This window comes from Streptomyces verrucosisporus (assembly GCF_017114865.1).
GTDB classification, from domain to species: Bacteria; Actinomycetota; Actinomycetes; order Streptomycetales; family Streptomycetaceae; genus Streptomyces; species Streptomyces fenghuangensis.
In genome coordinates this window covers 15,640-35,014 of record NZ_JADEYH010000031.1, presented here as the reverse complement: position 1 = coordinate 35,014, position 19,375 = coordinate 15,640, and the positions used below count along the sequence as shown (strand labels likewise).

The following is a 19,375-nucleotide window of genomic DNA, read 5'->3' as shown; positions in this document are numbered from 1 at the left end:
GCACCTCGTGGATGGTTGACGCGCCCTGGCCGGTCTCCTGGCTGACGGGTACCACCGCCCGGGCTCCGCCTTCCCGGGCCCCGAAGGACCCAGTGGCCGCCCGCGAGGGCTGGAACCGGACTTCCCGATCACAGTGGCGAGGGCCGCACCGGTATCGCACCGGATTTCCCGTTCACCAAGGCGTGGCGACAGTAGTGCGCGCGGAAGCGTTGGCAAGCAGGCCCTTCTTCGCGTACTGGCCCGGGACGACAGGGTCTGCGCCGGCACGGAACGCGTTGTGCGGGCGGGTGCCGCGGACCGGGCCGGTGCGCGGCGTGACGGCGGCGGGTCCGGGCCGTTGGACGGGCAGGCCCACGACGGGGTACGGAGGGGGAGGCGGTGGCCATGACGGCTCCGCCCGGTGACTCGTGCGCCGTCGGCGGGCCTCCGGGCCTCCGGGCCTCCGGGCCTCCGGGCCTCTGGGCCTCTGGGCCTCTGGGCAACAGGGGTTCCGGCGATGGCCGTTCGGCCGGTGCGCCGCGTGCGAGGATGTCCTATGTGACCGAATCGTCTTCCCCGCCCGTCGCCCAGAGCGCGCCCCGCGGTCGCGGTCTTGGCTCCCGCGCCGCCGCCGTGCTCGTGTTCGGCTCCTCGGCCGCGGTCCTGGTGGTCGAGATCACCGCCCTGCGGCTGCTGGCCCCCTACCTCGGTCTCACCCTGGAGACCAGCACCATGGTGATCGGCATAGCCCTCACCGCGATCGCGCTGGGCTCCTGGCTGGGCGGGCGTATCGCCGACCGGGTCGACCCGCGCAGGCTCCTGGGCCCCTCGCTCGGGGTGTCGGGAGCTGTGGTGGCGCTCACCCCCGCCGTGCTGCGCACCACGGCGGAGTGGGCACCGCCCGTGCTGCTGTCGATCGCGTCGCTGACCATCCTGGTGCCTGGCGCGCTGCTCTCCGCGGTGACGCCGATCGTGACCAAGCTGCGTCTCACCACCCTCGCCGAGACCGGAACGGTCGTGGGCCGGCTGTCCGGCGTCGGCACCGCAGGCGCCATCTTCGGCACCGTCCTGACCGGTTTCGTCCTCGTGTCGCGGCTGCCGGTCAGCGGCATCCTGATCGGTCTCGGCGCGCTGCTGGTGGCCGGCTCGGCGCTGGTCGAGTGGCGGACGCGCGGATGGAGCGGCGCCCCCGCCCTGGCGCTGGCGGTCCTCGCCGGCGGCCTGGCCGCCACGGTCGCGCCCGGCGGCTGCGACGCGGAGACCAGGTACCACTGCGCACGGGTCGTCGCCGACCCCGACCGGGAGGGCGGCCGCACACTCGTCCTGGACGGCCTGCGGCACTCCTACGTCGACCTCGAGGACCCGACCTACCTGAAGTTCGCCTATGTGCGCGCCATCGCGTCGGTGGTCGACGCGGCCTTTCCCGGCCAGGAGCCGCTGGCCGCCCACCATCTGGGCGGCGGCGGGCTCACCTTCCCCCGCTACCTGGCGGCCACGCGGCCCGGGACGCGCAGCGTCGTGTCCGAGATCGACGGCGGGGTGGTGCGCATCGACCACGACCGGCTCGGTCTGGGCTCCGAAGCCGGTGTCGACGTACGTGTGGAGGACGGCAGGCTCGGCCTGCGACGGCTGGAGACCGGCGGCCGCGACCTCGTCGTCGGCGACGCCTTCGGGGGCGTCAGCGTGCCCTGGCACCTCACCACGGTGGAGGCGCTGACCGAGGTACGGCGGGTGCTCGACGAGGACGGCGTGTACGTCGCCAACCTCATCGACCACGGCGGCCTGGCCTTCGCACGCGCCGAGGTGGCCACCCTGGGCGAGGTCTTCGGGCACGTCGCCCTGATCGGTGAACCCGCCGACATCGGCCTGGGCCCGGCCGCCGCCGACGGCGGCAATCTGGTGGTGCTCGCCTCCGGCCGGCCGGTCGATCCGCGCGCGGTCCAGGAAGAGCTGGACGCCCGGCGGACCGGCTGGAAGGTCGTCACCGGTGGCGATCTCGCCTCCTGGACGGGCGACGCCCGGCCGCTCACCGACGACTACGCGCCCGTCGACCAGCTCCTCCAGCCCTACGGCCCACGCGGCGGCCGGTGATGGGGGCGGGTCCCCGGAACGGCTGCGGCCCCGCTCGGCACGGGAGGCCGGTACGGGCCGGTGTCGCGGGCGTCGGCTGGGTGCCCGTGGTCGCCACCGCGCTGATGACCCTGTCCTTCCCCCTCACCCCGCGTACAGCACCCGGGAAGCGGGCCGGGGACGCAAACGCCCCCCGGTCCGCCGGAGCCTGAGCCCCCGCCAGGCGGCGGACCCCCGGCTCAGCCGGTGGTGGCGGGGCCGAACCACCTGGGCAGGTGGTCGAGCAGCCCGGACTGCTCCCCGCCCGCCCACGCCACATGGCCGTCGGGCCGCAGCAGCACCGCAGGCACGGCCAACTCCCCTCCGGCGTCGGTGACATGGTCGACGCGGTCCGCCCAGCCCGCCACCGACAGCCGGCCGGTCCCGTCCAGCAGCAGCCCGCGTCCGCCGTGCATCAGCTCGTACAGGCGGCGGCCCCGCCCCAGCTTCACGTCCGGCAGCCGCCGGCCGAGCAGTCCGTGGCCCCCGCCGAGGTCGTAACGGACCGAGATCGCGGTGATCTTCTCGGTCAGATGCCGGTTGACCTCCTCGAAGTCCATCAGTTCCGACACCAGCCGGCGCACCGACCGCGGGCCGGGGTCGGTGGACATCAGAGTCATCTGCGCGCGGGTGTTGTCCAGTACGTCGGCGGCCACCGGGTGCCGTTCGTCGTGGTAGCTGTCCAGCAGCCCCTTCGGCGCCCAGCCGGTGATCTCGGCGGCCAGTTTCCAGCCCAGGTTGAAGGCGTCCTGGATGCCGAGGTTGAGGCCCTGGCCGCCGACCGGGGGGTGGATGTGGGCGGCGTCGCCGGCCAGCAGCACCCGGCCGGCCCGGTAGCGCTCGGCCTGCCGGGTGGCGTCGCCGAAGCGGGAGAGCCAGCGCGGCGAGTGCACACCGAAGTCGGTGCCGGCGACCGCCCGTAGTCGCTCCCTGACCTCCTCCAGCGTCGGCGGGACGGTGCGGTCCCCGGCCAGCCCCTCGGCGGGGACGACGACGCGGTAGATCCCCTCCTCGACGGGCCCGACGCCGAACCGCAGCTGGGCCTTGCGCACATCGGCCACCACGGCCGCGATCACCGCCGGGTCCTCGGTGGCCTCCATCTCGCCCAGCAGCGTCTCGACCCCGGCGGGCTCGCCGGGGAAGCCGACGCCGAGCAGTTTGCGCACCGTACTGCGGCCGCCGTCGCAGCCGACGGCGTAGCGCGAGCGCAGCCGCGTACCGTCGGCCAGCTCGACGGTCACCCCCTCCTCGTCCTGCTCCAGCCCGGTCACCTCGCGGCCGCGCCGGATCTCGGCGCCCAGCTCGGCGGCGCGCTCGGCCAGCAGGCGGTCGGTGACCGGCTGCGGGATGCCCAGGACGTACGAGTGCGCGGTGTCCAGGCGTTCGGGCGAGGGCTTGGGGATGCCGGCGAAGAAGCCGCCGACCGGGTACCGCCTGCCGTGCGCGAGGAACCGGTCCAGCAGGCCGCGCTGGTCCATCACCTCGATGCTGCGCACATGCAGGCCGAGCGCGCGGACGACCCCGGTCGGCTCAGCCTCCCTCTCCAGCACCACCACGCGCACACCGTGCAGCCGCAGCTCGCAGGCCAGCATCAGACCGGTCGGCCCGGCGCCGGCGATGATCACGTCGATCACGGAAGTCCCCCTGTGAAGAGAATCGGTCCAGGACCGGCTGCCCCGTGCGTCGCATAAGCGCACAATGGCACGCATAACCCGCGAAACACGTCGTTTGTGCGGTTTCCGGCCCAGGGCGACGATTCTGCGGCAAGAACCGGGTCTTGCCGCAAGGCCCCCGGTGCGCTATAGGTTGAAGGTGGCGGGGTGGATCTCCCGCCTCGCCGGGCGCCGACTGTGCGGGTCGGCCGTGCGGGTCGGCCGTGCGGGTCGGCCGTGCGGGTCGGCCGTGCGAGCCGCCCGCGATCGGAGCGGAGCGCCGCCGAACCCGAGCCCGAGCCCGTTCCCCTCCGGATCGCGGTACGTGACCTTGCGGACGCCGTTCAGGCAGGCCTCCCTTTTGGCCGGCTCCAGGTCCCGGGCGGTGATACCGGCCACGAGGGTGTCGTGGTCGTCGACGAAGACGGTGTGCAGGGCGTGGCCGGCGTGCTCGGGCCGCCGTTCGATGAACACCGAACGGTGTTCCGCCAGTTCCCACACGGCCTCCGTCTCGCTCGCGCCCGCTCACGGTGAACGTCGGTGGGGAGCCGGGCAGCCGTCCGTGCCGTTCCAGTGCCACCGCGTCCGCCGCACTGGTGGAGTCCCCGCGCGCGAGCAACCTCGTCGTCGGCGCCCGATCCTGAATCCCTCGCCCCTTTCCCCGCACTCCGCGCCCGGTGTTGACCTTCGACCTGCTTGAAGCCCGACGATGACCGGGTGCCGAATTCCGAGCTGATGCCCATCGGGGTCTTCGCCCAGCGCACCGGTCTGACCCCCAGCGCGCTGCGGTTCTACGCCGACTCCGGGCTGCTGCCCCCCGCCGAGACCGATCCGGTCTCGGGCTACCGCTACTACGGTGCCGACCAGGTGCCACGGGCCACCACCCTCCGCCGGCTCCGCCGCATCGCCATGCCTCTGACCACCGCCGAGGCGGTGCTCGACGCCGGGCCCGGCGAGGCGTCCCGGCTGATCGACGAGCACGTCGCGAAGATCCTCGGGGACGCGGCGGCGGTACGGAGGGAAGCCGCCGCGCTCAAGTCCTCGCTCCACGGCGTGCCGAGCCGGCCGGTCACCGCGCTGAAGGGGCCGGTACTGGCCGACGCGGTCGAGCAGGTCCTGACCGCGACCGTGTGCGATCCGGGACTGCCGGTGCTGGGCGGGCTGCGGATCGAGGCGACCGCCGAGGCGGTCGCGCTGACCGCGACCGACCGGTACCGGCTCTCGACCCGGACACTCGTCCCCGCCGAACCGGCGGCCACGGCCTGGGCCGCCACGGTCGACGGCGGCGAACTGCGGGCCGCGGCGGGCGAGATGCGCCGCAGCCCGCTGGTGCGGATCGAGGCGACACCGTACGGCGTCCGGCTGCGCATGGCGGGACGGGAGGACCGGCACTGCCGGGTGCTGAGGGAGGAGTTCCCCGACCACCACCTGATGCTCGCCTCCCTGCCGGAGGCCACCACCCGCATGACGGTGGGGAAGGACGCGCTGCTGCGGGCACTGGAGGAACACCCCGGCGGGCGGATCGAGTTGCACGCCACCCGGCAAGGCCTGGTCCTCCCGGCTGCCGACGGGCACCCCGGCGCCCTGCTCCCGGCCACCGTGACAGGAGGGGAGGTGCGGGTCTTCTTCGAGCTGACCACCCTCTACCCGGCCGTCAGCACCGCCATCGGCCCCGACGTGATGCTCGACCTGCGCGGGACCGATCTGCCCGTCACGGTCCGCTCCGCCGACCGCGGCGACCTGACCACCTGGGCCATGCCCGCCGGCCCCGGCCACCACGCCTGACCGACAACCACGAGGAGCCCTTCCGATGACCGCCACCCCCGCCACCCCCGACCCGACCATGGAGGCCATCGGCGCCGCCGTCGCCGAAGGACAGAGCGGCGAGGCGCAGGCCGCCCGCCGCAGACTCCTGGACCTGTGGTCCGCGATCGGCCCCGCCGGCGACCCACTGCACCGCTGCACCCTCGCGCACCACCTGGCGGACCTCCACCAGGACCCCGCCCAGGCCCTGGCCTGGGACGTCCGGGCCCTGGACGCCGCCGACGCCGTGACCGAGCAGCGTCTCCAGGAGCACCACGCCGGTCTGCGCATCGCCGCCTTCTACCCCTCCCTGCACCTCAACCTCGCCGACGACTACCGCCGGCTCGGTTCGTTCGAGGCCGCCGCCGAGCACATCGAAGCGGCCCGCGGGCACACCCCTGGCCTCCCCCAGGGACCCTACGGCGACTCCCTGCGCACCGCCGTCGAGCAGGTGGCCGAGGCCATCACCCGGCGGGACACCGCCAGGCGGTCCTCCGCCCCGGACCCCACCGCATGACGCACGGACAGCGCGCCCCTGCCACGAGGGGACGGCGCCGCTCCGCAGGGAGGTCCCCGGTGTTCACCTGTCGGATGTGTCGCGGGCAACGGCTTCTCAGCACACTCGCCAGACACAGACGCTGTCGCTGCCGCCGGTGATGAGATGGCGGTCGTCGGGGGTGAAGCCCAGGTGCGTGGCCTTCCTCTCATGACCACCTGTCAGGCGGTGCATCCGCCACTTGTTCCGTGCGTCCCAGACACCCACCTCACCGCCGACACCCGCGCAGGCCAGGAGCCCGCCGTCGTGGCTGAAGGCGAATACCTCGGTGGCGTCGCCGAGTTCTTCACCCAGCGTGACTACATGCTGTCCGGTGTCCGGCCGCAGCAGGCGTACGTCGAGTCCGGTGCTGACGGCAAGGAGTCCGTCGTGGGGGCTGAACTCGACACCCCCCACACCACCTTCACCGACTTGGAGTTTCCGCAGTGCGCGCCACTTCTCGGTGTCCCACAGGATGACGGAGGCGTCGACGCTCCCGGTGCTGACCAACTGCCGGTCACCAGGACCGAACACGAGTCCGGTCACCCAGCCCCCGTGGCATTTCGACCGCAGCAGCTGTCTGCCCGAGGCGACATCCAGGACCCTCACGACCCCGCTGTCGGTCCCTATGGCCAGGGCGAGCCCGTCGTGGCTGAACGCCAGCACCGTGACGCGCGGGTAGCGTCCGTGGGTGTCCCGGCCGACTCTGAGCACTTCCCGCCCGCTCGACGACTCCCAGATCTGGACCGTGCCGTCGGACTTGTCGGTGGCGAGCAGCCGACCGCCGGGAGCGAAGGCGAGCTGTCCGGAGGAGGTGAGACCCAGCTCGTTGGTCAGGGTGAGCAGGTGCCGCCAGTGGTGAGCGTCCCAGATCCGTACGTCCTCGTAGCTCGAAGTGGCCAGAAAGTCCCCGTCGGGGCTGAAGGCGAGCGCCTGGATCGGATCGTCATGACCGTGCAGGGTGTGCAGAAGGCGGCCTTCCACGGGGTCCCAGAGCTGCGGTGGTCCGCCATCGGCGTGCTGCTGCGGTTCCCTGTTGGTCGCGACGGCGACCAACGGTGCCGTGGGGTGAACAGCCATGCCGCTGATCCACCGCAACTGTCCCCGGTCATCGGGGGTGTCCCAGACCGGCAGAGTGTGCAGGAGACCCGGCCCGGCGGCAGCCTTCTTTGGTGGGGGAGAGGGCGAGGGCGCCACATGTGATCGTGCGGCCCCTTGCGGAGGCGGCTGCACCACGGACAGGCGTGTGTCTTGTCGCGGCGGTGGCTGCACCACACGCGGTTGTGCGGGCCTCCGCCGCGGCGAGGCCGCCGCGGCCGGGCTCGCCGCCTCCGGCGGGGGGAGCAGTGCTCGGGCCGCCCGCGCGACCGCCGGGTCGTCGGTCGCGGCGATGCGCTCCAGGTACCGCCGGGCGAGCCGGAAACGGGCCTCGCCCCCCTCCGACAGCCACTCGCCGAGTGCCATGACGCCGGCGACGCGTACGGCGGGCAGCGGGTTGTCCAGCGCCATCCTCAGCGCTTCGGGCAGATCGTCCCCGGCAGCGGCACGCACCGCCGCCCGCGCGAGCCAGATCCTTCCCTCGCCTCCGAACACCCAGCGCTGCGGTGTCTGCTTGGCTCCCCGCTCCACCACATACGCGGACGCGTGGTCGAACGCGTCCTCGACCGAGATGTACCCGTCGCCATCCGCATCGGCGGCGCCCGTACGGAGCCCGTCGACCAGACCCGTGGTGAACACCGAGCCCTCCGGAACGGCCATCCCCGTCAGGCTCTCGCCCTCGAAGGAGTACTCACGGGACCGCGAGGCCGTCAGAACGGTCCGTCCCCGCCCGTGCCCCACGATCCGGGACTCCAGGTCCACATCACGCTCGCCGGACTTCGTCCCCCGCGCGAACGCACCGCTGAAACAACAGTCCAGGATGACGACCTGGCGCCGGGCCCGGCACTCGTCCAGTTGCTCCAGCAGCCATCCGGACTCGACACCGGTCGAGGCGAGCCGCTCCTTGCGGGTGTCCGCGCCCGCGAAGTACAGGCGCCCGCGCGCGTCGAGCAGACCGTGGCAGGAGAAGTACACCAGCAGCAGCTCGTCCGTGCCCCGCCCGGAGAGGAAGTCGTCGACGCCGCTGCGGATCTCCTGCGCTGTCGGGTCGGTGAGCCCGCGCACGTCGAAGCCACCGATCTCCGGGGCGCCCAGAACCTCCGCGAGCGCCTCCGCGTCCCTGGCCGGGGCCCGGAGCCGGGCGAGACCGGCGTCGGCGTACGAGGACACGGCGACGACGAGTGCGGACCGCCGCCCGGGCGGCAGCTCAGGAAGTGATGTTCTGCCGCTCAAGCCAGATCTCTATCAGTCGGTCCTGCTGCTCCGAACTGATGCCCGTCACCTTCAGCGAGTCCTCGCCGAACGTGATCTCCACCGACTTCTCGCTGCGCGCCGCCCACCGCTTGACGGCGCCCACCACGGCACGCGCGCCCTGCGCGATGCCGAACCGGACGAGCAGCGCGCCCACTGTGGTGCCCACACCCTTGGCCAGCGGGGGCAGGTCGTCCGCAGCCAGCGGATCGACGCGCTCCACGTCCAGTTCGAGCAGTTCGGTCCGTAGCTGCCCTGCCAGGTCATCCAGTTCGGCGGCGTCCTCGTCCGCTTCGGGGACGACCCGCAGCACCAGCGACCCCGTGGTCATATCGCCCATGACTTCCTCACCTTCCGTTGCCGAGCGCGACGAAGGCCGCCCGGGCGATGGCCTCGGCGCAGTCGCCGCCTCCCCCGCCGCGGTCTGACCCGGACCAACAGGTCATGGCCCCCCGGGAACACTCCAGCAGGCGGCGCCGTCCTCCGGAGGACAGCGCCCACGACCACAGCATTCCACAGGAGACTGACCGGCGATCACCTCATCTGAAAAGCGGACGAAGCACCTGCGGCCTCTGAGGAACTCGCCGGTGCCCCGAACGGATCCGTCTCCGGGAACCACCGGGCGCGGACGACCGGCCGTGCCGGCACCCGCCACCGGGTCCGTGCTTGCCGGACCGGCAAACGGGCTCGCCCTCCGGGCAGGATCCCCCACATGATCGGAGCCGAGCCGCCGGTGGGCCGGAGAAGACCGGCCCGCACCACGTCGGCGTCCCACGGCCCTTGAGGAGGCCCCATGCCGCAGCACGACGGGCGACACACCACGGAGACCACCCACCGGTCGGTGCCCTCGCCGGGAGGCCGGATCCACCTGGTGGAGCAGGGCAGCGGGCCGCTGGTGCTGCTCGTCCACGGCTTTCCGGAGTCCTGGTACTCCTGGCGCCACCAGCTGCCGGCCATCGCGGCGGCGGGGTACCGCGCGGTCGCGATCGACGTGCGCGGCTACGGCCGTTCCTCCAAACCGGCCGCCACGGACGCCTACCGGATGCTCCACCTGGTGGAGGACAACGTCGCGGTGGTACGCGCCCTGGGCGAGGAGACGGCGGTGGTCGTCGGCCACGACTGGGGCTCGCCCATCGCCGCGAACTCCGCGTTGCTCGGGCCGGAGGTCTTCCGCGCCGTGGGACTGCTGAGCGTCCCCTACAGCCCGCGCGGCGGGCCGCGCCCCGGCGAGGTCTTCGCGCGGATGGGAGGGGAGGAGGAACTCTACGTCTCCTACTTCCAGCGGCCCGGCCGCGCCGAGGCCGAGATCGAACCCGATGTGCGCGGCTGGCTCGCGGGCCTCTACGCGGCCCTGTCCGCCGACACCATGCCCGCACCCGGAGCCCCCGACCCGCACTTCGTCGGCAGGGGCGCGACGATGCGGGAGCGGTTCCCCGCCGACCGGCTGCCCGCCTGGCTGGGCGAGGAGGAACTCGATTTCTATGCCGGGGAGTTCGAGCGCACCGGCTTCACCGGGGCACTCAACCGCTACCGCAACATGGACCGCGACTGGGAGGACCTCGCCGCCTACGACGGCGCCCCCGTCACCCAGCCCTCGCTGTTCATCGGCGGCGGCCTGGACGCCTCCACGACCTGGCTGGCCGACGCGATCGAGGCGTACCCGGCCACGCTGCCCGGCCTGGTGGCCTCCCACATCCTCGACGGCTGCGGCCACTGGATCCAGCAGGAGCGCCCCGCCGAGGTCAACCGCCTGCTGACCGACTGGCTCGCCACCCTGCCCGCCTGACCCACGCGCCCTGCCGTAGCTCCGCCCGCACCACCTGGGCGGCGCACCCGCGCGGCCGGACGCCGGACGGGTGGGGCGGGGGGATCAGTGCGGTTCGTGGTGGGTGAGGACGCGGCCGAGCAGGCGGGTCAGGGTCTGCCGGTCCTCGGCCGACAGCGGCCCGAGCAGGTCGTCCTGCACCCGGTCGAGCACCTCGTCCATGTGCCGCAGTCGCCGCAGGCCCTCCTCGGTGAGCGTCACCCTGTTGCGCCGCCCGTGGCCCGGGTCCGGCGTCCGGTCGACGAAGCCCCGCCCGGCCAGTTCGCCGACGGCCGCCACGACATCGCTGCGGTCGACGCGGCACCGCACGAGCGGCCTGCGAGTGGCGGGCACCGCCGTACGGACCCCGGCGGGCTGGCGGTTCGGCGCCATGCGGATCACGCTCGCCTGGACGCGGGGAAGCTGACGGGAGGGGACGGGCGCGGGCCTCCACCCGTGCGGAGCGGGCGGGGCGGAGGTCCCGCCGCGTCGGCCGCCCGGAACCCCGGGCACTCCGGGAGGGCGGCCGAGCCCCGGGCGCGCCCGCGCACACTCACCGGATGACTGCCCCGGCGCCGGGGAGGCCGAGGCGTTCAGCCGCCGCGGCTGGAGATGCCGGAGTGGCCGATGCCGGCGTCGCCGTCCGGCTTCGGGCAGTCCACCGTGGTGGCGTGGGCCGATGCGTCCCTCAGTCGACGGACGGACGGCCGGCTGGGTTTTTCCCTGCCTGGATGAAGGCGTCGGAGCCGGGCGGCACAAACTCCCGCGGACGGGCCACCGGCTCGGGAGATCCCGGCTGGAAGGCCATCCCCACCCCGGCGGTCAGCGCGCCCACCAGGCTGTCCAGGCCCGTGACCGCGGCCTCCACACCGAAGTAGCGGCGCTCGGTGGGGCGGTAGCCGATCAGCTCGAGTACATGCGACACCCCGGGCGGTCGGCCGTACGCGGCCTCCTGCGAATCCCACAGGTAGACCGCGCCCCAGAGTTCTCCCTCCGAACCGGTCGAGGAGATCCACACCTTCTGCCGCAGGCCGGGCACCTTCTCATAGCTTTCGGTCGCGTAGTCCCGCAGATAAGTGCGCAGGGAGCGGACCGTCTGCGAGGACCGCGACAGGTCCCACAGAATGATGGAGCAGTACAGGGACGCGTCCTGGTCGCTCATATCGACTTCCTCTCGGTGGCCGGTCACCACTCCACCCGGAGTTCGCGCGGGTAGTGGTGGAAGAGGTTGCGGGTGAACTCGGTTCTCCAAGGATCGCCGGACGGGCGCAGTCCGGGGAACCGCGCGAGTAGCCGGGTGAAGCCCTCCTGGAGCTCAACCCGGGCCACGGACGCGCCCAGGCAGTAGTGCCCGCCCGCGCCGAAGGACAGGTGGTGGTGAGGCGCGCCGTGCGAGGGGGCGAACACCTCGGGCCGGTCAGTGCGCCGCTCGTCCCGGCCGGCCGAGTCCAGGGAGATCAGCACCGTCGCCCCGGGCGGCAGGGTGACATCGCCGAGCCGTACCTCCTCAGTGGTGTAGGTGGTGCCCGCGAAGCCGGTCCCGGCCTGGGCATAGCGCAGGATCTCCTCGACGGCGGCGGCCATCGAAACCGAGCCCGACCGCAGTCGCTCCAGCTCGACCGGGTGCTGGAAGAGGGCGAGCAGACCGTTGGCGAACTGCACGGCGGTGGATTCGTATCCCGCGGTGGCCAGCAGGAAGACGGTGGAGACCAGTTCCTCATCGGTCATCGTCCCCGTGCCCTCCCGGCCCTCCCGGTCAGCGGAGAGCAGCAGCCCGATCAGTCCGGGCCCGGGCTCGGCACGCTCCCTGGCCACCAGTTCGGCGGCGACCTCGTACAGCGAGCGCATCGCCTCGCCGAAGGCCGCGGTCGAAGGTGCGGCGCCGCGCAGCCGGGTGGCCCAGCCCTGAAGCCGGTCGCTCAACCGCGGGGTCAGGTCGAAGAGCCCGGCGAGCACCCGGACCGGGACCCGGTAGGCGAAGTCCGAGACGAACTCGGCCGTACGGTCGGGGCGTACCGCCATCTCGTCCAGGGTCTCATCGACGATCTGCCCGATCCGTGGGCGCAGGGACTCGGCATGCTGCGGAGTGAGCACCGAGCCGAGCCGGGAGCGCCAGCGGGCGTGGGCGGCGGGGTCGGCCAGCCCGGCACCGAAGTCGAACTGCCCCGGGCCGGAGGCCGGTTCCGCACGGCGCTGCTCGCGTACCGCGTTCTGCCGGACCGGGCTACGGCTGAACCGCTCGTCGGTGAGGACGGTCCGGACGTCGTCGAATCGGGTCACCAGCCAGGCGGAGGCGTTGCCGGGCAGGGTCACGGGAGCGACCGGCGCCTCTTTGCGGCGCCGGGCCAGCTCGGGCGGCTGGGTGAAGGGGCAGGCAAGCGGGAACGGATAGGCGTCGGCCTCTTGTGCGGTGTCCATCGGGCTGCTCCAGTGGTGGCGGGACGGCGGGGTCAGGGCAGGACGCGCAGCTCGCGCGGGTAGTAGGTGAAGAGGTTGCTGGTGAGCTCTACCGCGTCCAGGTCGCCGTCATGGTGCAGACCCGGGAAGCGGGTCAGGGTGCGGGCGACCGCCTCCTGCATCTCCACCCGGGCCAGCGCCGCACCCAGGCAGTAGTGCGGGCCGTAGCCGAACGCCGTCTGCCGGTGCGCCTTTGCCCGGTTCAGGTCCAGGGTGTCGGCGTCCGTTCCGAATATCCGCTCGTCGCGGTTGGCCGAGGCCAATGAAACGAAGACGGTGGATCCGGCCGGGATCGTCACGCCGGACAGCTCGACCTCCTCGGTGGTGAACTTGGCGATGGCGTATCCGGTGCCCATCTGTGCGTAGCGCAGCAGCTCCTCGACCGCGCGGTCGATCCGCTCCGGGTGCTCGCGCAGAGCGCGCATCTGGTCGGGGTCGCGCAGTAGGGCGTAGAAGATGTTGCCCAGCTGCACGGCGGTGCTTTCATAGCCGGCCATGAGCAGCAGGATCACCGTGGAGACCAGCTCCTCGTTGGTGAGCCCTTCGGCGTCACCCTCCTCGTCGCGGAGGGTTATCAGGGTGCTCAGCAGGTCGTCGCCCAGGTCCTTCCGCTTGCGCACGATCAGGCCGACCGCATAGCGGCCGATCGACTGGAGCGCCTGCCCGAACTCGATGAAGGAGGACTGCATGTCGCGGCGCGTGAGCTGGGCCGCCAGCTCGGTGAACTCCGGGCGGGCGGCGTCCTCGATGCCCAGCAGGTCGCAGATCACGGTGATCGGCAGCCTGTAGGCGAAGTCCGCCATCAGATCGAAGCCCTCGCCGCGGGCGACCAGTTCACCGAGGAGGGCGTCGGTGTGCGCGGCGATCTCTTTGCGCATCGACTCGGCCTGTCGGGGGGTGAAGGCGCGGTTGACGATGCGACGCCAGCGGGTGTGGCCCGGGGGCTCGGAGATGGTGCCGCCGAAGTTGAACAGCGGGCTGTCGGCGTCGGCCTGGAAGCCCGTGTCCACGTGAGCGGCACCGTCCCGGTGGATCGACCGGCTGAACCGGGGGTCGGTCAGCGCGGCGCGTACATCTTCGTAGCGAGTGATCAGCCATGCCTCGTCACCGCTTTCGAGCCGGACCTTGGCCACCGGTTGGTGGCCGCGAAGCCAGCCGAACTCCTCGGGCATGGCGAAAGGGCAGTGCCGGGCGAAGGGATAGGTGTGGTCGGTGACGTCCATGAGTTCTCCTCACATGCAGGGCGAGCCGGGACGGAGCGAGCGAATCGAGCGCGGTGCGGCGAGCTGCCGGACCGGCGCCGGCGGGTTTCAGGCAGTGGGCGCGAGGCCGGCGTAGGCGCCGAGCCGTTCGCGCCGGGTGGCCCGGACCCGGTCCAGCAGGTCCGCCGCGGGAGGAAGCCCGGCGTATTCGCTGATCACGTGGTGTCCGAGCCAACCGAGAAAGGACTCCTGCTCAGGGATCAGCCCGAGCCGGTTGTTGTGCGTGTGCAGATAGCTCACCAGTAGAATCTGCCGCCGCCGCGCCACGGGCGCGTCGTTGCCACCCAGGGTGACTGCGGGCAGCACCGTGTCGGCGGATTCGGCCAGCTCACGCCACGCGGTGCCCACCGCCCGGCCGAACAGACCGGTCGGCTCCTGGTCGGACTGGTCAAGCACCGTGGCCGCGTGCCGGCCGACGGACTCCCGGCGCGCGCGCAGCAGCTCGGGCCAGGTCGCCAGGAACCGGTCGAAGACATAGGGCGACCAGAGCACGCAGTAGTGGGCGAAGAAGCCGGCCATCTCGGCCGGGGTGAGCCGGGCGGCGCACAGCCCGCGCAGCATGGTGGAGAAGGCGACGCCGAGCCGCTTCCCGGAGCCGCCGGGAAGGCGGGCCAACGTGGCCAGCGCCACATCGCTGCTTGCGGCGAAGAAGCGCTCCGCGATGGCCACGCCGAGGTCGCCTCCGTACTTCTCCGACTCGGGTGTGTAGGTGGCGTGGTGTACCGAATCGGACGGCAGTACCTCGCTCGCCGTCTCCGCTTCCAGTACGGCCATGGTGGCCTGCGCGGGACCGAACTCCTCGGCGTCGAGGCCTGCGGCGGCGGGGTGGCGGGCCAGATGGGCGACGAGGGCGTCGGCCACATCCTGCGCCGTCTTCAGGGAGGTCCGCAGGCGCAGCCTGATGTGGTGGCCGCCCTGCCAGTAGCGCAGAAAGAAGAAATCCTCCACCGCGCCCGAGGCGCGCAGCGGCGTCAGCACCGGGGCGAGGCCGTTGACCAGGAAGCCGTCCTGGTCTTCGTAGCGGTGGATGTGCAGGCTCTGCCAGGCGGCGGCTTCAGTCCTGGACACGGTGGTCCTCCTCGACGTGCGGATGGGCGGAGCGGCGGGAGGAGAGCGTGTACTCCACAAAGAACTCCTCCGCGCTCCGCGGCGGGTGTGCCGCGGAGGTGTCGGCGGGCGACGGCAGGCACTCGTGGAAGATCACGGTCCCGTCGGCGGCCTCGGCCAGCTGCCGGGAAAGTACTTGGAGTAGAAAGGGGTTACGGGAGTCGAGGTAGTGCGGCTTGTGCAGTCGGGCGCTGCGGGCTTGAAGGGCCCACCGGCGGGTCTCCTCCAGTACGTCCCCGGACCCGTCGCCGGGTGGCGGAGCGGAGACCAGACGGAAGAAACAGTGGCGCGGTACGCCGTGCGCTCGGCGCCAGCGGTCGAAGCGGGCCAGCATCTCGGTGTCCCACTCCCCGCCGCCGGCGGGCTCTGGGATGTCCTGGGCCGGGAAGCTCCAGGAAGCCCGGTCAAGCACCAGGCCACCCAGCCGCACCCGCGGGCGCCGCTGGGGTCCGGGCGGGACGGCCCGGCCCGACCTGGCGTCCGCACGGGCCAACTGCTCCCACAGGCCACCGCGGTAGGTACGGGTGGGAGCGAAGGAGCACAGAAAGCGGTACAGGCCGGGCGCCGCCGCCGGGTAGAGGAAGTTCAGCGGCACCAGGTCCACCGGTCCGCCGTCCCGCGCGGAGACGAGCTGGAGCCGGCGCCGACGGTGGTCGGCACGGACGAACAGGTCTGCCAGCGTCAGCGGCTCCGACGGCGAGCCGGGGCGGGCAATGGACCCGGGGTAGACCAGTTCATGAGGGCTGAGCCGGGGGTGCAGGTTGAAGTTGAGACCGAGAACGGCGGTGAGATCGGTCTGCCGCGGCGCGTTCCAGGTGATCCACCGGCGCAGCGCGTCGGCGAGGCTCCAGCCCTCCGGACCGGCGGTTGCCAGCAGTTCGCAGAAGCGGGAGAAGAACACGCCCTGGCCGGTGGTGACTCCGTTGACGACGGCCAGCCGCTCGCTCGCCTCGGTGGCGATCTGCACCCGGTAGGCCGCCGAGCGCCAGGGCGGCAGGGAAGCGGGCAGGCGGTCGGCGAAGGCGCGCAGCCGGGCGGCGTCCAGCCATACCTCACCATCCCGGCCGGCGGCGGCGCGCAGCTCGTCGAGGAGTTCCGTACGCAACTCGCGCAGCCGGTCGCAGTGCGCGTCGCCCTGCCCCGTCGCCACCGCCGCGGCGTCGTTCGGCGTGAGTTCGGCGAAGGCCCGGTAGAACTCGATGGCCGGAACCGGACCCTCATCGCCGCCGTACAGCCGGGCGAAGTACGTGTACAGGCCGGCCTTCTCGATGGACGCGTCGTCCAGCACAGGCACGATCCGCTGGAAGAGCTCCAGGGAGGCCCACTCGCCGTCGACCAGCGCGGTCGGGTCGTCGTGCGGCGGCTCTTGGGTCCCGACATCCTCGAAGACCACCGAACGCATCGCCTCCGGTGCGGGTGCGGGGGTGCCGCACAACTCGACGAAGCGGGCGACCTGTCCCCGCACATCGGCCAGCAGGCCGGCGCGCTCGTCGGCGTCTGCGCCGGCGAGGGTGTCCTCGATGGCCTGCAGCCGCGCAAAGATCTCCGCGCACTCGGAGGCCTGTGGCCCGGGCAGGGCGCGCAGCCGTGCGGCGACGGCCTGCGCCGGGCGCGGCTGCTGATCCGGCAGCCCGAGTCCGCGGTGGCACAGGCCGGCCTCCACCAGCTTGTCCACGGTGCGGGCGGCGGTGTCCGGGGCGAGTCCGGCCGCCGTCAGGTGGTCGCGGAGGGCGCGCTCGGTCAGATCGCCGCCGGACAGCAGCCGGCGCAGCAGCCGGACCAGCTCGGTGTTCCTGGCCGAGACGACCTGGGCCGCCCCGAACTCGGAGGCGTTGGCGCCGTCCGGGGGCCGGCGGACGCACAGTACCCGGTCGCCGCGGGAGACCAGGGAGTTGTTGAGCCGGATCCGCATCAGGTCCTCGGAGCCCGCCAGGCGCCGCAGCTCGTAGCTCATCCACGACAGCAGGCCGACGCTCAGCCGGACCTGCGACGGGCGGCGCGCGGCCGAGCCGCCGACCGGTCCGCCGGCGCCCGGACGGTCCCAGGGGCGGGCGCCGATCTCGGTGAAGGAGCCGAAGGGAGAGGGCTTGAACACCACCCGGTAGGCGAAGCTGGTGAGGGTGTTCTCCAGCCGGCGTCGTCTGCTGGGCTTACGGCCCGTCGCGTGAGGATCGGCGGCGTAGCCGCGCAGCGCGCGCCAGGTGGCCTCGTCGGAGAGCTGTACACCGCGCTGGAAGTCCTCGTGGGCCATGAGCGCGGCCAGTGCCGTGCGTCCGGCGTTCAGTTCGCCGGGGAGGGCGGCGGCGGCCTCGTCGAGCAGCCGGTCGCCTTCGGCGCGCTTCCGCAGCCAGGACTCCAGCAGCTCCCGGCACTCCGACGGGAGCCCGGCCAGGCTCGGGAGCGCGACCGGCGGCCGGTCGTTGTGAATGGTCCTGCGCAGCCGCAGCAGGTCGCGCCGCTCCGCCGCCGGCATTCCGGGGACGGCGGCGTAGAGGGTGTCCTCCAGACGGCCGCGTAACTCCTCACGCGCCTGGGCGCAGCGATCGGCACGGTCCAGTAGCTCCCAGGTGTGCCGGGGGACGAGCCCGTCCAGGGACGCGGGTGCGAGGGTGCCGCGCCGGAAGAGGAGGTAGGGGCTGAACCCCTCGCCGTCGGCCTCCGGCAGCCGCTGCCGCCGCTCGGTGTCTGTCAGCTGCTCGGTTCCGGTCACCGTTGTGAAATTCCCATCTCCCATTGCGGGTCCGCGCGCACCGCGCCGACACATATCTGCCCCTGTACGCCGTGGCCGCTGTCCACCAGCCGGTACGCCCGGTCGATGAGGTCCGCGTCGAATCCGAGGACCGGATGGCCACAGAGCCGTTCGGCGGCGGCGGCCAGGGTGATCGCCTCCATGGCGGCCCCCACCGCGAGTTGCTGCTCCCGGTACGCCACCGGTCCTCGCCACGCCCGCCAGTCCAGCGGAGTGCTGATATGCACCGTGAAGGCGGCGAGTTCCGGGTTGAAGGAGGCGGCTAGGAGCGCCTTGCGGACGGTGACCGCGCAGCGCGGATCGGCGTCCGCGCCGGTGCGGAGCAGGCTCCGCTCCTCCGGTTGGTAGCGGTACCAGCCCGGCGCCACGCCGGACACCCGGTGAACCGCGCAGTGCAGCCGGGTGTGTGCGGCCCAGTGCGCGGCCGGCCCGGATCCGGTGCGGGCGAGCCCGCTGAGCGCATCCGTGGCGGTGTGCAGCACGGTCGACAGAGCGGCGCACTCCACCTCCGCCCCGGTGAACCGCGCACCGCGGGAGGCACGCCGGGCCAGTACGGCGGGGTCGAGCAGCGCCGGGCGGCGAGGGGCGGCCAGGGGCACGGGTTCCAGGGGCGGTGGCGCAGGCGGTTCGCCGCCGACCGCCGGAGCGGGCGGGACGGCGGGCTCCTGACAGGCACGCTGCAACCGGTCGAAGGCGGCTGAGCGCTTGATCCGGCGGGACCGCTCCAGGGCCCGCGGGGGCGCAGGTACGGAGGCCGGGTGGGCCGCGCCGCGGTGGCCGGCCGGCGGGCCGAACCCGAGGACCGCCCAGGGGACCTCCCGCACGTCCTCGGTGGCCGTGATCCCGAGGCATTCGGCGACGGCCGCTCCGGGGAAGCCGGTGCGCAGCCGGGCGGGGCCGGGTTCGGCCTCGGCGAGCCGCAGGATCCGGCCCAGCACCACACCGGCGTCCACGGCGGCGAGCCGGGCGGTGAAGTCGCCGTACTTGTAGAAGCTCTTCCAGAAGCGGGTGGTGAGTACCACGAGGTGCCCCGTGGGCTCGCCCTCGGCCAACCCCAGGGTCCGGCGGAGCAGGGCCGCAGCACCGGTGCGGCCAAGGCACACCAGCTCATGCCGGTACGGGCAGTAGTGGTGGACAAGGTCCTCCTCCGCCGGCACGACATACGCCTCCGTGGGGTACATGCCGCCACCGGACGGGACGGGCCGGCGCATCTGGACGCGCGGCCCGTGGTGCGGTACCGGCGTCTCGGGTGTGGCCTGGACGCCACCGGCGGGATCGTTGCGTACCCTGCTGATCGCCAGGCTGCCGCTCAGCACCCGGTGGAGCGCGCTGAGCGGCCCGGCGGAGGTGGCGGACAGCGAAGTGCGCCGGCCCCCGCTGTACACCGTGACGGGCCAGGGGCCGTCGGCCCAGTCCACCCGCCAGTCGGGCGGATTGGCTCCGCGGGGATCGCGCCGCAGCCCCTCGGTGTACGCATAGAGCTCGTCATCGGCGATGGGCTCGGGCACGGTGGGCTGTGCCATGGTGCGATCCCCTCCAACTTCTCGTTCTCGGTGGGCTGGACAGGCC

15 protein-coding genes and 1 riboswitch are annotated in these 19,375 nt (G+C 72.9%); of the genes, 4 read left to right on the top strand and 11 right to left on the bottom strand.

Annotated elements, in window-relative coordinates; genetic code table 11:
• Nucleotides 1-10 precede the first annotated feature (10 nt).
• Nucleotides 11-195, bottom strand: a riboswitch (cobalamin riboswitch).
• Between the two features lie 333 nt (nucleotides 196-528).
• Nucleotides 529-2,070 carry a fused MFS/spermidine synthase gene (locus IQ279_RS24000; RefSeq protein ID WP_206351350.1) on the top strand — a complete coding sequence of 514 codons (1,542 nt, stop codon included), beginning with the start codon at nucleotides 529-531 and terminating at the stop codon, nucleotides 2,068-2,070.
• 218 nt (nucleotides 2,071-2,288) lie between these two features.
• Here the strand turns inward: IQ279_RS24000 and rox are convergent, their stop codons facing one another.
• Nucleotides 2,289-3,722 carry a rifampin monooxygenase gene (rox, locus tag IQ279_RS23995; protein ID WP_206351349.1) on the bottom strand — a complete coding sequence of 478 codons (1,434 nt, stop codon included), beginning with the start codon at nucleotides 3,720-3,722 and terminating at the stop codon, nucleotides 2,289-2,291.
• A gap of 165 nt (nucleotides 3,723-3,887) precedes the next feature.
• On the bottom strand, nucleotides 3,888-4,241 hold the full coding sequence (locus tag IQ279_RS23990) for a hypothetical protein (protein WP_241028646.1): 354 nt from the start codon (nucleotides 4,239-4,241) through the stop codon (nucleotides 3,888-3,890).
• A 216-nt stretch (nucleotides 4,242-4,457) separates the two neighbouring features.
• Here IQ279_RS23990 and IQ279_RS23985 point away from each other — a divergent pair, with 216 nt between their 5' ends.
• Both IQ279_RS23985 and IQ279_RS23980 read left to right on the top strand, forming a co-directional pair.
• On the top strand, nucleotides 4,458-5,525 hold the full coding sequence (locus IQ279_RS23985; RefSeq protein ID WP_206351348.1) for a DNA polymerase III subunit beta family protein: 1,068 nt from the start codon (nucleotides 4,458-4,460) through the stop codon (nucleotides 5,523-5,525).
• 25 nt (nucleotides 5,526-5,550) lie between these two features.
• Nucleotides 5,551-6,060: a hypothetical protein gene (locus IQ279_RS23980; RefSeq protein WP_206351346.1), complete on the top strand. Its 510-nt coding sequence runs from the start codon at nucleotides 5,551-5,553 to the stop codon at nucleotides 6,058-6,060.
• Between the two features lie 96 nt (nucleotides 6,061-6,156).
• On the opposite strand, the gene IQ279_RS23975 is transcribed toward IQ279_RS23980, so the two are convergent.
• The gene (locus tag IQ279_RS23975; protein WP_206351344.1) at nucleotides 6,157-8,409 is read right to left on the bottom strand and encodes a caspase, EACC1-associated type; all 2,253 of its coding nucleotides are present in this window, start codon (nucleotides 8,407-8,409) and stop codon (nucleotides 6,157-6,159) included.
• Nucleotides 8,384-8,767 carry a hypothetical protein gene (locus tag IQ279_RS23970; protein ID WP_206351342.1) on the bottom strand — a complete coding sequence of 128 codons (384 nt, stop codon included), beginning with the start codon at nucleotides 8,765-8,767 and terminating at the stop codon, nucleotides 8,384-8,386. Before IQ279_RS23970 ends, IQ279_RS23975 begins: the two co-directional genes overlap by 26 nt.
• 453 nt (nucleotides 8,768-9,220) lie before the next feature.
• Between IQ279_RS23970 and IQ279_RS23965 the strand changes: the two genes are divergently transcribed.
• On the top strand, nucleotides 9,221-10,213 hold the full coding sequence (locus IQ279_RS23965) for an alpha/beta fold hydrolase (protein ID WP_206351340.1): 993 nt from the start codon (nucleotides 9,221-9,223) through the stop codon (nucleotides 10,211-10,213).
• An 84-nt stretch (nucleotides 10,214-10,297) separates the two neighbouring features.
• Here IQ279_RS23965 and IQ279_RS23960 read toward each other — a convergent pair whose 3' ends face one another.
• The 7 genes from IQ279_RS23960 to IQ279_RS23930 form a co-directional block, all read right to left on the bottom strand.
• The gene (locus tag IQ279_RS23960; RefSeq protein ID WP_241028645.1) at nucleotides 10,298-10,624 is read right to left on the bottom strand and encodes a MarR family winged helix-turn-helix transcriptional regulator; all 327 of its coding nucleotides are present in this window, start codon (nucleotides 10,622-10,624) and stop codon (nucleotides 10,298-10,300) included.
• Between the two features lie 295 nt (nucleotides 10,625-10,919).
• Nucleotides 10,920-11,393 (bottom strand): hypothetical protein, encoded by a 474-nt coding sequence (locus IQ279_RS23955; protein WP_206351338.1) that lies wholly within the window; start codon nucleotides 11,391-11,393, stop codon nucleotides 10,920-10,922.
• A gap of 23 nt (nucleotides 11,394-11,416) precedes the next feature.
• Nucleotides 11,417-12,649, bottom strand: a complete 1,233-nt coding sequence (locus tag IQ279_RS23950) for a cytochrome P450 (protein WP_206351337.1) — start codon at nucleotides 12,647-12,649, stop codon at nucleotides 11,417-11,419.
• Between the two features lie 32 nt (nucleotides 12,650-12,681).
• The gene (locus IQ279_RS23945; protein WP_206351335.1) at nucleotides 12,682-13,911 is read right to left on the bottom strand and encodes a cytochrome P450 family protein; all 1,230 of its coding nucleotides are present in this window, start codon (nucleotides 13,909-13,911) and stop codon (nucleotides 12,682-12,684) included.
• A gap of 87 nt (nucleotides 13,912-13,998) precedes the next feature.
• A complete protein-coding gene (locus IQ279_RS23940; protein ID WP_206351333.1) occupies nucleotides 13,999-15,018 on the bottom strand; it encodes a lantibiotic dehydratase C-terminal domain-containing protein in 1,020 nt (339 codons plus the stop codon).
• Nucleotides 15,005-17,767 (bottom strand): lantibiotic dehydratase, encoded by a 2,763-nt coding sequence (locus IQ279_RS23935; RefSeq protein ID WP_206351331.1) that lies wholly within the window; start codon nucleotides 17,765-17,767, stop codon nucleotides 15,005-15,007. The genes IQ279_RS23940 and IQ279_RS23935 overlap by 14 nt, the downstream gene beginning before the upstream one ends.
• Nucleotides 17,764-19,329, bottom strand: a complete 1,566-nt coding sequence (locus IQ279_RS23930) for a hypothetical protein (RefSeq protein ID WP_206351329.1) — start codon at nucleotides 19,327-19,329, stop codon at nucleotides 17,764-17,766. Before IQ279_RS23930 ends, IQ279_RS23935 begins: the two co-directional genes overlap by 4 nt.
• Nucleotides 19,330-19,375: the final 46 nt, after the last annotated feature.

Bases quoted from the DNA above. Each gene is read 5' to 3' on its own strand.
- IQ279_RS24000 (WP_206351350.1), top strand. From the start codon at position 529: ATGTCCTATGTGACCGAATCGTCTTCCCCGCCCGTCGCCCAGAGCGCG.
- IQ279_RS23980 (WP_206351346.1), top strand. From the start codon at position 5,551: ATGACCGCCACCCCCGCCACCCCCGACCCGACCATGGAGGCCATCGGC.
- IQ279_RS23970 (WP_206351342.1), bottom strand. From the start codon at position 8,767: ATGGGCGATATGACCACGGGGTCGCTGGTGCTGCGGGTCGTCCCCGAA.
- IQ279_RS23965 (WP_206351340.1), top strand. From the start codon at position 9,221: ATGCCGCAGCACGACGGGCGACACACCACGGAGACCACCCACCGGTCG.
- IQ279_RS23960 (WP_241028645.1), bottom strand. From the start codon at position 10,624: ATGGCGCCGAACCGCCAGCCCGCCGGGGTCCGTACGGCGGTGCCCGCC.
- IQ279_RS23955 (WP_206351338.1), bottom strand. From the start codon at position 11,393: ATGAGCGACCAGGACGCGTCCCTGTACTGCTCCATCATTCTGTGGGAC.
- IQ279_RS23950 (WP_206351337.1), bottom strand. From the start codon at position 12,649: ATGGACACCGCACAAGAGGCCGACGCCTATCCGTTCCCGCTTGCCTGC.
- IQ279_RS23945 (WP_206351335.1), bottom strand. From the start codon at position 13,911: ATGGACGTCACCGACCACACCTATCCCTTCGCCCGGCACTGCCCTTTC.
- IQ279_RS23930 (WP_206351329.1), bottom strand. From the start codon at position 19,329: ATGGCACAGCCCACCGTGCCCGAGCCCATCGCCGATGACGAGCTCTAT.